General features: G+C 57.8%; 12 protein-coding genes. 8 read left to right on the plus strand and 4 right to left on the minus strand.

Annotation, left to right across the window (positions count from 1 at the left end; translation table 11 throughout):
- Positions 1 to 10 precede the first annotated feature (10 nt).
- On the plus strand, positions 11 to 2,272 hold the full coding sequence (gene rnr, locus AC2FLE_RS13095; protein WP_496697537.1) for a ribonuclease R: 2,262 nt from the start codon (positions 11 to 13) through the stop codon (positions 2,270 to 2,272).
- A 31-nt stretch (positions 2,273 to 2,303) separates the two neighbouring features.
- Here the strand turns inward: rnr and AC2FLE_RS13100 are convergent, their stop codons facing one another.
- A complete protein-coding gene (locus tag AC2FLE_RS13100) occupies positions 2,304 to 2,702 on the minus strand; it encodes a DUF1801 domain-containing protein (RefSeq protein WP_281995448.1) in 399 nt (132 codons plus the stop codon).
- The gene (locus tag AC2FLE_RS13105; RefSeq protein ID WP_496697538.1) at positions 2,699 to 3,397 is read right to left on the minus strand and encodes a glutathione S-transferase family protein; all 699 of its coding nucleotides are present in this window, start codon (positions 3,395 to 3,397) and stop codon (positions 2,699 to 2,701) included. The genes AC2FLE_RS13100 and AC2FLE_RS13105 overlap by 4 nt, the downstream gene beginning before the upstream one ends.
- Positions 3,398 to 3,479: 82 nt before the next feature.
- On the opposite strand from AC2FLE_RS13105, the gene AC2FLE_RS13110 reads away from it, so the two are divergent.
- Positions 3,480 to 4,193, plus strand: coding sequence for a helix-turn-helix transcriptional regulator (locus AC2FLE_RS13110; RefSeq protein WP_496697540.1), 714 nt, complete (start codon positions 3,480 to 3,482; stop codon positions 4,191 to 4,193).
- 62 nt (positions 4,194 to 4,255) lie between these two features.
- Entirely contained in the window at positions 4,256 to 5,554 is a 1,299-nt protein-coding gene (locus AC2FLE_RS13115; RefSeq protein ID WP_496697541.1) for a lytic murein transglycosylase, read from the plus strand.
- A gap of 73 nt (positions 5,555 to 5,627) precedes the next feature.
- Here AC2FLE_RS13115 and AC2FLE_RS13120 read toward each other — a convergent pair whose 3' ends face one another.
- Together AC2FLE_RS13120 and AC2FLE_RS13125 are read right to left on the minus strand one after the other, a co-directional pair.
- Positions 5,628 to 7,025 (minus strand): aspartate aminotransferase family protein, encoded by a 1,398-nt coding sequence (locus AC2FLE_RS13120; protein WP_496697543.1) that lies wholly within the window; start codon positions 7,023 to 7,025, stop codon positions 5,628 to 5,630.
- 75 nt (positions 7,026 to 7,100) lie between these two features.
- A complete protein-coding gene (locus AC2FLE_RS13125) occupies positions 7,101 to 7,784 on the minus strand; it encodes a GntR family transcriptional regulator (protein WP_271949594.1) in 684 nt (227 codons plus the stop codon).
- Positions 7,785 to 7,925: 141 nt separating this feature from the next.
- Here AC2FLE_RS13125 and AC2FLE_RS13130 point away from each other — a divergent pair, with 141 nt between their 5' ends.
- The 5 genes from AC2FLE_RS13130 (at position 7,926) to AC2FLE_RS13150 (ending at position 13,211) form a co-directional block, all read left to right on the plus strand.
- Complete coding sequence (locus tag AC2FLE_RS13130) at positions 7,926 to 9,011, plus strand: polyamine ABC transporter substrate-binding protein (protein WP_142637176.1); 1,086 nt, start codon at positions 7,926 to 7,928, stop codon at positions 9,009 to 9,011.
- A gap of 69 nt (positions 9,012 to 9,080) precedes the next feature.
- A complete protein-coding gene (locus AC2FLE_RS13135) occupies positions 9,081 to 10,208 on the plus strand; it encodes an ABC transporter ATP-binding protein (protein WP_496697546.1) in 1,128 nt (375 codons plus the stop codon).
- Positions 10,208 to 11,098: an ABC transporter permease subunit gene (locus AC2FLE_RS13140; RefSeq protein ID WP_142637171.1), complete on the plus strand. Its 891-nt coding sequence runs from the start codon at positions 10,208 to 10,210 to the stop codon at positions 11,096 to 11,098. The genes AC2FLE_RS13135 and AC2FLE_RS13140 overlap by 1 nt, the downstream gene beginning before the upstream one ends.
- Positions 11,095 to 11,913, plus strand: coding sequence for an ABC transporter permease (locus tag AC2FLE_RS13145; RefSeq protein ID WP_142637169.1), 819 nt, complete (start codon positions 11,095 to 11,097; stop codon positions 11,911 to 11,913). The genes AC2FLE_RS13140 and AC2FLE_RS13145 overlap by 4 nt, the downstream gene beginning before the upstream one ends.
- The gene (locus tag AC2FLE_RS13150; protein ID WP_496697548.1) at positions 11,910 to 13,211 is read left to right on the plus strand and encodes an NAD(P)/FAD-dependent oxidoreductase; all 1,302 of its coding nucleotides are present in this window, start codon (positions 11,910 to 11,912) and stop codon (positions 13,209 to 13,211) included. The genes AC2FLE_RS13145 and AC2FLE_RS13150 overlap by 4 nt, the downstream gene beginning before the upstream one ends.
- The last annotated feature ends 1 nt before the right edge of the window (position 13,212 follow it).

Genomic DNA, 13,212 nt, shown 5'->3' on the forward strand with positions numbered 1-13,212 from the left:
GGCCGAAATCATGACTCGCATCCCTACCAAGCAAGAGGTCCTCGATTGGATCTCGGCGAACCCCACCCTGACCTCGAAACGCGACATTGCTAAAGCCTTTGGCATCAAGGGCGCGGATCGGATCGACCTGAAACGCATCCTCAAGGAACTTGAGGCCGAAGGGCATCTGGAAAAGCGCAATCGCAGCTATCGTGACCCGGATCGTTTGCCGCCTGTCAGCGTGTTGCAGGTAAAGGCGCCGAATGCCGATGGTGATCTGTTCGCGCGCCCGCTGGAATGGCATGGCGAAGGGGTCGAGCCGGTTGTTCTGATGATCACCCGCGCCAGTGACCCGGCGCTGGGTGAAGGCGACCGCATTCTGGCCCGTCTGACCGTGGTGCAGGAGGGAGACCATAATTACGAGGCCCGTCTGATCCGCCGGATCGGAACCAACCCGCGCAAGATCGTCGGTATCTTCCGCAAAGGGACCGAGGGCGGACGGATCGTGCCTATCGACAAGGCCGGACAGAACGAGTGGCTGGTCAATGAAGGTGCCGTACTGGGTGCAAAAGACGGTGAGTTGGTCGAGGCCGAACAGGCCGGACCCAAAACCCGCATGGGCCTGCCACGTGCGCGCATTGTCGAACGACTGGGCGACCCGTCGGCCCCCAAGGCCGTGTCGCTGATCGCCATTCATCAGCATGGCATTCCCGATGACTTCCCCGACACAGTGATTGCAGAGGCCGACAAGGCCAAACCCGCTGGCCTGAAAGGGCGCGAAGATCTTCGGGATATGCCGCTGCTGACCATCGACCCCTCAGACGCGCGGGATCATGATGATGCCTGTTTCGCTCATGCTGACGATGATCCTAAGAACCCCGGGGGGCATGTTGTTTGGGTCGCCATTGCTGATGTCGCCGCCTATGTGCAGCCCGGTACGGCGCTGGATCGCGAGGCGCGCAAGCGGGGCAACTCCAGCTACTTCCCCGACCGCGTGGTTCCGATGCTGCCGGATCGGCTGTCCGGTGATTTGTGTTCGTTGCACGAAGGCGTCCCGCGCGCGTGTATCGCCGTGCGGATGCAGATCGACGCCGAGGGCTACAAGATCGGCCACCGATTCGTGCGAGGGCTTATGCGCTCCGCCGCCTCGCTGCATTATGCCGAGGTGCAGGAGGCCATCGATGGCGCCCCCAATGACCGCACCGGGCCGCTGTTAGAGACCGTACTGAAGCCGCTCTATGCTGCTTATGCTGCACTGAAAAAGGCGCGGGCTGTGCGGCAACCGCTGGAACTGGACCTGCCGGAACGCAAGATTATCCTGAGCGATACGGGCGACGTTCAAAGCGTGGCGTTCCGCGACCGTCTGGACGCGCATAAGCTGATCGAAGAGTTCATGATCCTCGCCAATGTCGCTGCGGCTGAAACCCTGATCGCTAAGCGCCGCCCGCTGCTGTTCCGTGTCCACGAAGAACCGGCACCTGAGAAGCTGGAAAGCCTGCGGGAAACGGCTCAGGCGGCGGGGTTGAATTTGGCCAAGGGGCAGGTGTTGCAGACCCGCCACCTGAACGCACTGCTGAATGCGGCTGCGGGCACCGAGGATGCAGAGTTGATCAACCTGACCACCCTGCGGTCGATGGCGCAGGCCTATTACAACGCTGAGAATTTCGGCCATTTCGGGCTGGCGCTGCGGAATTATGCACATTTCACCTCGCCCATCCGGCGCTATGCCGACCTGATCGTGCACCGCGCGCTGATCTCGGCCCATGGCTGGGGCACGGATGGCCTGACCGAGGATGAGATCGCCCGGCTGGACGAAACTGCCACTCATATCTCGGATACCGAACGCCGCTCGATGATGGCGGAACGAGATACGACCGACCGGTATCTGGCGGCTTATCTGAGCGAGCGTGTTGGGACTGAGTTCTCGGGTCGGATCAGTGGTATCGCCCGGTTTGGGGCTTTCGTGAAAATGGACGAGACCGGCGCGGACGGTCTGGTACCGGTGCGATCCTTGGGGCGCGAGTTCTTCCATTTCGACCGCGAGGCCGGAACCCTGATGGGGTCGGACACCGGGCTGATCATAGCCATCGGCCAACGCGTCACCGTGCGTCTGACCGAGGCGACACCTGTGACGGGCGGGCTGGAGTTGGAGCTGTTGTCGATCGACGATCAGGCCCTGCCGACGGGGCGCGGAGGGGCATCCAAGCGCCCAACGCGACGCAAGGCGGTCAGCACCAAGCGCAAGAAGGACAAGATCAAGCGCAAGGTGGAACGCAAACGCCGTCAGAAGTGAATTCGCATCTCGGGAACAAGGCGCATGTAAGTCAGCCTTTTGCGGGAAGGTGATAGGTCAACGCGCGGGCTATCAGCCAGCCATGGCGGGTGGCGTCGATCTGATCCGGATCATCAAACAGAACTGCCCGGTTGCCGTCTATCCGATCTTCGCCCGGAAAGGCCGAGGTGAAATCGCCCATCAACCGGCTTTGGCAATGCACGAACAGGGCAAAGCGGGCCGCTTTGTGCCCGCCCAATCGGATCGTGGATCCCTTGGGCGCCAGATAGGCGGGCTGCCCCCAGCGCAATGCCTCTTGCAACGGCTGCGCGCGGGGCAACGAAGTGGCGGTTTCCAGGATCAACTGACGCAGCGCAAGCGCCCCGGCACGTGTGCCTTCGGGCAGGGCATGATAGGCCGCTGCCACTGCGGGATCGTCAAATTGTGTCATGACAGCGGTATCGCCTGCTCCATCCGGTCTATGTAGTCGCTCAACAGCTTATCCTGTTTGATCCGCTGGGTCAGCGGTGTATTGGCTGGCGTCGCGCGCATCGCGGCAAGCATGGGGGCCACGCTCATATCCACTGAGGTCGGGGTTTCTCCCATCAAATAGGTCGACTGCCATAGATAGGCCGAGATCGCCTCAAGATCGCGTTCCAGCCTGTCCTCGCGTTCCTCATCTGAGAATCGAGAGACGCCCTGAAACCCCAATCCTTTAACAACGTTCTTGCGGATGGAATTGGCAACCGGTTTGCGGATCAGGGCGGGGATGCCTGTGAAAAAGGTCTTGTACAGGGTTGGCCAGACTTCGTCATTCGCCCAACGGTCCTGAACGATCTGAAAATACAAATGTTCCTCAGCCAGGCGGATCAGAGCACGCGATTGGGCTTTTTGCAGATCGCTCAGCCCGTGATCAAAATCGGTGCCTTGTGTCTCAAGCCAGCCGCGGATCAGGTCGCTGTCGGGGATCAGACGCTGGGGCGTGCGCAGAACCGGCAGCTTCTGATGCGGCATCTTGCGCGGATCAAGGAGGTCAGATCGCTGCCAGTGCTGGCCCGATGTTTGCAGCATTAGTGCCGTCTTCACGCAAAACGGGCTGGCGCTGAACAGGCCAAAGGCAGAGGGGTAGGTCAAAAGGGTCAGCATCTTGGGCTCCATCATGGGTATAGGTGATGGGTATGCCGAGCTAATGACAATTTCTGTCATTAGAGATAATGTAACCTGCATTATGACCCGCACCGCCCGTTTGTTCCAATTAATGCAATCCTTGCGCTCTGGCCCGTCGCCAAGAACGTCGATTGAGCTGGCTCAGGATCTGGGCGTTTCGCCGCGCACTATTCACCGAGACATCGATTCATTGCGCAGCCTCGGCGCCGTGATCGACGGAGAGGCGGGGTTCGGGTTCACCCTGATCGAGGACGCCACCCTGCCACCGCTTGGCTTCACCGATGATGAGCTTGAGGCCCTGGTGCTTGGCCTGCGCGAGGTACAATCCATCGGTGATCCCGGCCTCTCTGAGGCTGCCAGCGAAGTCCTGCGCAAGCTGCAGGGTCGTTTGCCACCGCGCCAGTCCCAACGCCTCAGCCATGCGGTGCTGACTGCCACACGGTTTGACCGGCCGGCGAAACCAACGGTGGATGTCGCTGAACTGCGGCGGGCCACCTGGGACGAACAGACGATCGAATTTTCCTATTGGGATGCCAGAGGCGACGAGACCCATCGCTGCGTAAATCCGTTGAGCATCGTTTACATGGACCGCGCCAGCGTGCTGATCAGCTGGTGCCTGTTGCGGCAGGATTTCCGCGTGTTTCGGTTGGATCGCATGCAAGAGATGCAGATTACCGGGGCCTCGTTCCGGCCCAACCGGGTTCCGCTGCTGCGCGAAGCCCTGGATCGGCTGCGGTCTGAGCGGGAGGCGAGAGACCGCGACTCGGAAAGCTGAGCGCTTTGTGATTTGCCATTTTTGCGCTATCCTGTGGTTGAGCAGTTATCAGGAAATTCGGAATGCGTAGATGCGTAAGCGGCGTTATGACCGCAGCATTATGGGCATCCATCGTACAGGCGGAGTCCATCAAAAGCCCGGAAGGGCCACAGCCGATACAATTGGCGTCGGCTGATCTTACAGTCTCAATCCGACCGGTCGTCCGACCATCGGAGGAGATGTATCGCGTGTCAGAAGAAAGAAGCGCCCGGTTTCAGGCGTGGCTTGGCGATTTTCGGACGCGGGCACAGACCCAGGGTATCTTGTCCGGCACTCTGGATCACGCGCTAGCAGGGCTGGCCTATGACAAGGATATCATCAAGCGCGATCGCAATCAGGCCGAGTTCACCAAGCCGATCTGGGACTATCTGGATGCGGCCGTTTCTGATCGGCGCGTCGCAGACGGACGCGCGGGGTTGGAACGCCATGCCGCGGTGCTGACCCGGATTGAGGCGCAATATGGCGTCGAAAAAGAGGTCGTGACCGCGATTTGGGGGCTCGAGACGTCTTTCGGCACATTTCGGGGGTCGGATCAGACGATCCGTTCGCTTGCGACGCTGGCCTTTGATGCCCGACGGGCTGAGTTCTTTGAAACGCAACTGATTGCCGCCCTGCGGATCATTCAGGCAGGCGATGTCAGCCCCGCAACGATGGTCGGAAGTTGGGCCGGAGCAATGGGGCATACGCAATTCATGCCGACCTCGTTTCTGGATCACGCCGTGGATTTCGACGGTGACGGGCGGCGGAATATATGGACGGATGACCCGACCGATGCGCTGGCCTCGGCAGCGGCCTATCTGGCGCGTCATGGGTGGACCAAGGGACAGCCATGGGGTGTTGAAGTGCGCCTGCCCGCCGGGTTCGATTTTGCAGCCGCGAGACGCGATTACACGCTGCTGCCGTCAGGTTGGGCGGCGCTGGGCGTGGTTGCGTGGGATGGACAGCCCGTTGCGGATCATGGTCAGGCAGCGATTTTGTTGCCAGCAGGCGGTGAAGGCGTCGCATTGATGATCTTCGACAATTTCCGCGTGATCGAGCAATACAACGGTGCAGATGCCTATGTGATCGGCATTGGGCATTTGTCCGACCGTCTGGCGGGCCGCGCGGCGTTTCAGGCCGAGTGGCCTCGGGGTGATCGGGCGTTGAGCTTTGCTGAGAAGAAGGAATTGCAGCTCCGGCTGACCGAGGCCGGGTTTGACACGCAGGGGATCGACGGGCGCACCGGCCCGAACACCACCGAGGCGGTTCGGGCCTATCAACTGGCGCAGGGGCTTTTGCCGGACGGCTATGCCTCCGCGCCGCTGTTAGAGCGGTTGAGGTAGGGGAGGGGGCTCTGCCCCCGTCGCCTGACGGCACCTCCCCCGAGGTATTTTCTGCCAGATGAAGCTGCGCGGGTCAGGAGGCCGCTTTCATCAGGCCCTGTGCGATGATCTCGGCCTGTGCCTCGTCCAGCGATTTGTGGATGCGTACGAGCATTTCATCAATTTCCGCGGGTGTTAGAACCAGCGGAGGAGAGATGATCATCCGGTCGCCTACATGGCGCATCACCAGGTTGTTGGCAAAGCACCGATCGCGACAGATATAGCCGACAGTGCCCGGATTGGACGCGAATTTGGCACGGCTGGCCTTGTCCGGTGTCAACGCGATTGACGCCATCATGCCGACAATCTTGGCTTCGCCCACTAGCGGGTGATCGGCCAGCGCCTCCCATTTTTTCTTCAGATAGGGGGCGGCTACGTCGCGGACATGCTCGACGATCTTTTCTTCTTCAAGGATGCGCAGGTTTTCCAGTGCCACGGCTGCAGCGACCGGATGGCCGGAATAGGTGTAGCCGTGATTGAACTCGGTTCCGCCAATGACCTCGGCAATCTCGTCACTCACGATGGACCCGCCAATAGGCGCATAGCCCGAGCTGAGCCCCTTTGCGATTGTCATGATATCGGGGCGAATGCCGACGGTTTGAGACCCAAACCAGTTGCCTGTGCGACCAAAACCGCAGATGACCTCATCCGCAATCAGCAGGATATCGTATTTGTCACAGATGCGCTGAATTTCAGGCCAGTAGGTATCCGGTGCAACAATCACGCCACCTGCGCCCTGTACGGGTTCGGCGATAAAGGCTGCGACGCGGTTTTCGCCAAGTTCCTCAATCGCCTCTTCCAACTCGCGCGCGCGGGCCAGGCCGAATTCTTCGGGAGACATGCTACCACCTTCAGCCCACCAGTTTGGTTGGTTGATATGGTGGATATTCGGGATCGGGATTCCACCCTGCGCGTGCATCCCTGCCATGCCGCCCAACGACGCCGAGCCGACCGAAGAGCCATGATAGGCGTTATGTCGGCTGATGATGATGTTCTTGTCGGGCTGGCCTTTTTCGGCCCAATAGGTCCGAACCAGACGGATGTTTGTGTCATTCGCCTCAGACCCGCCGGCTGCAAAGAACACATGGTTCAGATCGCCTGGCGCAAGTTCCGCGATCTTCGCGGCCAGCGCGATGGCAGGGACGTGGGTCGTTTTGAAAAAGGTATTGTAATACGGCAGTTCGCGCATCTGGCGGGCTGCGACCTCGGCCAGTTCATCGCGACCATAGCCGATATTGACACACCACAGGCCCGCCATTGCATCGAGTATTTCTTCACCCTCGCTGTCCGTAAGGTAGACGCCCTTCGCACGGGTGATCACACGCGCGCCTTCTTTCCCTAGGGCGCCATTGGCCGAAAAAGGGTGCATGTGGTGGGCGGCGTCCAAGGCCTGCAGCTGGGCCGTGGGCAAATGGTTTGTGATGGTCGACATCGGAAAATCTCCTGCAAGAGCGATTGGCAGCTACAATATGATCAAATTTTTTCCTGTCAATCGAATCGGACAGATCTAAGCGTTGACTAAGGCGTCTGCCATCAGCTCCATGCCCTGTTCGATATCTTGTGCGGTTGCTTTTGCTGCCATATCCGCGTCCTGATTGCGCAACGCCGAAATGATATCCTTGTGGCGGTCCGGCAGGCTCTGAGTGCCGAATCTACCGCATACAACGCGCAAAGACGGCCCGAATCTAAGCCACAGGCGCTCGGCCAGATCATTGAGAATCGGGGCATTTGCATGGCCGTAAAGCGTTTCGTGAAACCGGTGGTTGAGGCGCAGATAGCCGCTAACGTCTCCGTCGCTGATAGTGCGATCCAGACGTTGGTCGATCTGCTCAAGATGATCAATGTCCTGAGGTGTCACATTCGCAGTTGCACGCCTCGAAAGCTCTGATTCTATTTTGATTCTTGAATAAATCATCTGTTCGACGTCGCCGTCGGTCAGAAGAGGAACACTCACTCGGCGGTTGCCCTGAAACACCAGAGCACCATCGGATATCAGGCGTCTGATAGCCTCCCGCACAGGGGTCATTCCAACACCCAGCGAATCAGTGAGACCCTGGATCGTGACGGGTTGCCCCGGCACCAATTCGCCGTACATGATTTGTGATCTGAGGGTATTATAGACCTGTTCATGCGCAGGTCGTTTTTCACGCGCACCGTCAGTGCTGGATGCCTTATTTTTGATCAAATCCAAGTGGTTTGCCCTGTTTCCCGCTATGTTGACTTGTCAGGTTTCTGACCTCGTGAAACCATACGACGGATCGTGCGAAAACGCAAAACTTGATCAAATCCAAAAAAACGGGAAAATAGCGCGTACACTTGCAGGGAGAATAATATGACAATCAAAACGCTGACCATGACAGCGGTCATCGCATTGGGGACTTCGGCGGCCTTCGCTGAAGAGGTGCGTGTTTACAACTGGTCCGACTATATCGACGAAGAGCTTCTGACAAAGTTCGAGGAAGATACCGGTCTGACTCTGATTTATGATGTTTTTGACAGCAACGAGGTATTGGAGACCAAGATGCTGGCCGGTGGATCAGGCTATGACGTGGTGGTGCCTTCGGGTACTTTCCTTCAGCGTCAGATCCAGGCTGGAGCCTTTCAGGCGCTTGACGCTGCACAGCTGTCGAATTCAGGCAATCTGTGGGATGTGATTCAGGAACGTACTGCCGGGTATGACCCGGACAACGCCTATTCTATCAACTACATGTGGGGCACAACCGGGCTTGGTGTAAATGTTGGAAAAGTGCAGGAAGCGTTGGGCGAGGATGTTGCGCTGAACAGCATGGATCTGGTTCTGAAACCCGAGAATATGGAGAAACTTGCATCCTGCGGCGTTCATTTCCTGGATGCTCCGGCAGAAATCATTCCGATGGTTCTGCAATATCTGGGTGAAGACCCGGACAGCCACGACAAAGATGTTATTGGCAAGGCCGAGGCGGTTTTGACCAGCGTTCGACCACACATTCAGAAGTTCCACAGTTCGGAATATATCAACGCATTGGCCAATGGCGACATCTGTGTTGCCGTGGGATGGTCGGGTGATATCCTGCAGGCCCGCGATCGTGCGGCCGAAGCCGATAATGGTGTTGAAATTGAGTACCATCCCTTTGCTGAAGGGTCGTTGATGTGGTTCGACCAGATGGCGATTCCGGCTGATGCTCCGAACCCGGAGGGTGCGCATAAATTCCTGAATTTCATTCTGGATGCCAACAATATGGCTGCGGCCTCGAACTATGTTTACTACGCCAATGGCAACAAGGCTTCGCAAGAATTTCTTGAGGAAGACGTGATCGGTGATCCGGCCATCTATCCGGATGATGCGACCATGCAAAACCTCTATATCACGACGCCTTACCCGTCGAAGATACAGCGGGTCGTGACCCGTTTGTGGACCAAGATCAAATCGGGCACCTGATCCGGCTTGTTTCAGCAGGGCGGACCAACCGCCCTGCCATTCTTTTCAGATTGCCGAACGGGGGCCGTTTTGAATTCTACTGTTTTTGTGCCGTGGGAAGACCCACAGGCGAAACCTCTGATCCAGTTCCAGAATGTCACCAAACGGTTTGGTGAGTTCACGGCCATCGACAATCTGTCCTTGGATATATTTGAGAAAGAATTCTTTGCTCTGCTAGGGCCCTCGGGCTGCGGCAAGACCACGATGATGCGAATGTTGGCCGGGTTTGAAAAACCGACCGAAGGGCATATTCTGCTGGGCGGGCAGGATATAGATCCCATTCCGCCGAACAAACGGGCGGTGAACATGATGTTCCAATCCTACGCGCTGTTTCCGCATCTATCTATCTGGGAAAATATCGCCTTTGGTCTGCGTCGGGACAATATGCCAAAGCATGATCTTATGGATCGTGTCGAAGAGATGTTGCGCCTGACCCGGCTTGAACAATTCGCCCGTCGCAAACCGCACCAGATCTCGGGTGGTCAGCGTCAGCGCGTGGCGCTTGCGCGATCCCTGGCCAAAGCGCCGAAGCTGCTGTTGCTGGACGAACCTTTGGGGGCGCTGGATAAGAAACTGCGACAGGATACGCAGTTCGAGTTGATGGATATTCAGGAAAAGACCGGCACCACCTTTGTGATCGTGACCCATGATCAGGAAGAGGCGATGACCGTGGCCAGCCGGGTTGCGGTAATGGATCAGGGTAATCTGATACAAGTGGCGACACCCGACCGGATTTATGAGAATCCCAGTTCGGTCTATGTGGCCGATTTCATTGGCGACGTGAACATCATCCAGGGCCGAGCCGCGGCAAGCGCCGATGAGACCTATCAGATTGACTGGGCTGAAGGTCAGGCACCTTTGACTGCGTCCTCGACCACAGAGTTTTCGAACGGCCAGCTCTGTCATCTGGCGATCCGCCCCGAGAAGGTGACGATCTCGGTTGATCGTCCAGCGGATGCAATCAACGCAGTGCAGGGCAAGGTGCTTGACATTGCCTATCTGGGCAATCTGTCCACTTATCACGTCGAACTGAATAACGGCACGATTATCAAGGCGCAGACGGCAAATACCCGTCGCATTTCGCGTCGTTCCTTTACATGGGAAGACCCGGTCTGGCTGTCCTGGACAGCCACCGCCGCGGTTCTGTTGGCGGATTGATGCGCCGCGCCCTTCTGATCGCCGTCCCGTATGTCTGGCTATTGGCGCTGTTTCTGGTGCCATTTTTCATCGTTCTGAAAATCTCGCTTTCGGACACGGAGCTGGCCATCCCGCCTTACACGCCGACACTGGATCTATCTCAGGGCTGGGCCGGGCTCAGGGATTTCTTCAGCCAGCTGGATTTTGAGAATTTCGTCTGGCTAACCGAAGATGACCTGTATTGGAAAGCTTACCTGTCCAGTGTCAAAATCGCGTTGATTTCAACCATACTGACTTTGCTGGTGGGGTATCCTATCGCGTATGGCATGGCCCGCGCACCGGCTGAGTGGCGCCCGACGTTGATGATGCTGGTTATCCTGCCGTTCTGGACATCGTTCCTGATCCGGGTCTATGCTTGGATGGGTATTCTCAGCAACGAAGGTTACCTGAACCAACTGCTGCTGTGGACGGGCATCATCTCGACCCCGCTGACCATTCTAAACACCAACACAGCTGTCTATATCGGTATCGTCTATACCTATCTGCCCTTCATGATTCTGCCGATCTATTCCGCGCTTGAACGAATGGACGAGTCGCTGATCGAGGCCGCAGAGGATTTGGGCTGTTCGCGTATTCAGGCCTTCTGGCTGATAACGATCCCCTTGTCACGCCCGGGTATCATCGCGGGTTGTTTCCTGGTGATGATTCCGGTGATCGGCGAATTTGTGATCCCATCACTGCTTGGAGGATCCGGGACATTGATGATCGGCAAAGTGTTGTGGGAGGAGTTCTTCTCGAACCGCGACTGGCCGGTGGCCGGTGCCGTGGCAGTTGTGCTGTTGCTGATCCTTGTGATTCCCATCGTGCTGTTCCAGCGCAACCAGCAGAAACAGACGGAGGCTGAGCAATGAACAGGTTAAGCTGGTTCAACGTCGTCTCGTTGACGCTTGGTTTCGCGTTTCTCTATATCCCGATGCTCATTTTGATCATCTTCTCTTTTAACGAAAGCAAACTGGTCACGGTTTGGGCTGGATTTTCGACCAAATGGTATGGTGAGTTGGTCCAGAACGAAGCGTTTCTTGATGCTGCCTGGGTCACCTTGCGGGTTGCAGTATTCTCGTCGACCCTGGCTACCATTCTGGGTACGGCGGCGGCTTATGTGCTGGTACGCGGTGGGCGGTTCTTTGGCCGGACTCTGTTTTCGGGCATGATCTATGCGCCTCTTGTGATGCCCGAAGTGATCACTGGCCTGTCGCTTTTGCTGCTGTTCATCGGAATTGGACTGGACCGGGGTATTTTGACCATCGTGCTGGCACATACGACCTTTTCAATGTGCTTCGTGTCGGTTGTTGTATCCTCACGTCTGGTCACGTTTGACCAGTCTCTGGAAGAGGCAGCGTTGGATCTTGGGTGCTCACCCGCACAAGCCTTCCGTCTTGTCACCCTGCCGATCATCGCCCCGGCGGTGATTTCAGGCTGGCTATTGGCTTTTACGCTGTCGCTGGATGATCTGGTGATCGCATCATTCACATCGGGCCCGTCAGCCACGACTCTGCCGATCAAGATTTTCTCAGCTGTGCGGTTGGGCGTCAGCCCTGAAATCAATGCGCTATCCACGATCATGATTGCGGTCGTGACGGTCGGTGTCATAGCAGCATCTTTGGTCACCAAGCGCGCGATGGTCCGGCAGAAACAGGATGAGATGGCGGCAGTGCGTGCGGAATGAAACGCCTGTTCCCTGAGTATACCTATGGATCTGGACCGCGATCAGGGTGCTGGTGGGATGAAACTATCGCAGCACCGGACTGGCCGGTGTTGCAGGATGATCTGAGCGTGGATGTCGCCATCATCGGCGGCGGGTTCACAGGTGTTACAGCCGCGCTTTTCCTGGGGCAGGCAGGCCTATCCGTCGCAGTTCTCGAGGCGGAGACGCCGGGGTGGGGTGCCTCGGGTCGCAATGGTGGGTTTTGCTGCCGAGGTGGGTCAAAGCTGAGCGATCGTGGCATGGCTCGGCGATATGGGGTCGAGGGGGCCGAAAGCTTTGCCCGGGCCGAAGTGGATGCGGTCAATCTTGTCGCCGACCTGCTTGAGGCGCATCAGATCGAAGCGGACGTTCATTCCAAGGGCGAGACCGCCCTGGCCCACACCGCCCGCGCCATGGAGAAATTGCGACGCTCGGCGGATGACGGGGGCTGCTTGCATGAGGCGGCCGACCTGCCCGGGCTCGGGTTGGGAGGGGATTTTTTCGGGGGCTATAGCGTGCCGGTCGGATTTGGTCTGAACCCCCGGAAATACCTGTTCGGCATTGCAAATGCGGCCGCTTCCGTTGGGGTCCGATTTTTTCAGAAAACCATGGCCAGAGACATCACCAAAACCAGCGCGAGCTTTGATGTTCGAACCGGGTCAGGGCGGATCAAAGCGTCGAATGTACTGATCTGCACCAACGGATATTCCAGTGAAAATATGCCTGAATGGCTGTCTGGGCGCTATATGCCAGCGCAATCAACCGTTCTGGTGACCCGCCCATTGACCGAGGCTGAGGTGTCGGCGCAGGGCTGGACCTCGGATCAGATGTCTTACGATACACGAAATCTTCTGCACTATTTTCGTCTTATGCCGGATCGACGGTTTCTGTTTGGGATGCGCGGTGGCCTGCGCTCATCACCTAAGGCCGAGGCTGCGATCCGCCAAAAGGTGCAGCGTGATTTCAAGGCCATGTTTCCGGCATGGGCCGATGTGGACGTGACCAATATGTGGTCAGGGATGGTGTGCCTTACCCAGGACCTGACGCCGTTCGCAGGGCCCGTTCCGGGTCAGAATGGGATGTTTGCCGGGCTGGCCTATCATGGAAACGGTGTCGCGATGGGTACCTATTGTGGGCGGGCGCTTAGTCGCATGGTGCTTGGACAGGATGCGGAATTGCCTGAGCCAATGGCCCGACCCCCGCGGCGTTTTCCACTTGGGTCCTGGCGGCGGGCGCTGATGCCGCCAGCCTATGCGTTAATGGCACTGGCCGACCTCTGAC

It is taken from the genome of Ruegeria sp. CDSA077 (genome assembly GCF_059612265.1).

Excerpts from the sequence above, each read along its gene's own strand:
- rnr (WP_496697537.1), top strand. The coding sequence starts at position 11 with ATGACTCGCATCCCTACCAAGCAAGAGGTCCTCGATTGGATCTCGGCG.
- AC2FLE_RS13100 (WP_281995448.1), bottom strand. The coding sequence starts at position 2,702 with ATGACACAATTTGACGATCCCGCAGTGGCAGCGGCCTATCATGCCCTG.
- AC2FLE_RS13105 (WP_496697538.1), bottom strand. The coding sequence starts at position 3,397 with ATGCTGACCCTTTTGACCTACCCCTCTGCCTTTGGCCTGTTCAGCGCC.
- AC2FLE_RS13110 (WP_496697540.1), top strand. The coding sequence starts at position 3,480 with ATGACCCGCACCGCCCGTTTGTTCCAATTAATGCAATCCTTGCGCTCT.
- AC2FLE_RS13115 (WP_496697541.1), top strand. The coding sequence starts at position 4,256 with ATGCGTAGATGCGTAAGCGGCGTTATGACCGCAGCATTATGGGCATCC.
- AC2FLE_RS13120 (WP_496697543.1), bottom strand. The coding sequence starts at position 7,025 with ATGTCGACCATCACAAACCATTTGCCCACGGCCCAGCTGCAGGCCTTG.
- AC2FLE_RS13130 (WP_142637176.1), top strand. The coding sequence starts at position 7,926 with ATGACAATCAAAACGCTGACCATGACAGCGGTCATCGCATTGGGGACT.
- AC2FLE_RS13140 (WP_142637171.1), top strand. The coding sequence starts at position 10,208 with ATGCGCCGCGCCCTTCTGATCGCCGTCCCGTATGTCTGGCTATTGGCG.
- AC2FLE_RS13145 (WP_142637169.1), top strand. The coding sequence starts at position 11,095 with ATGAACAGGTTAAGCTGGTTCAACGTCGTCTCGTTGACGCTTGGTTTC.
- AC2FLE_RS13150 (WP_496697548.1), top strand. The coding sequence starts at position 11,910 with ATGAAACGCCTGTTCCCTGAGTATACCTATGGATCTGGACCGCGATCA.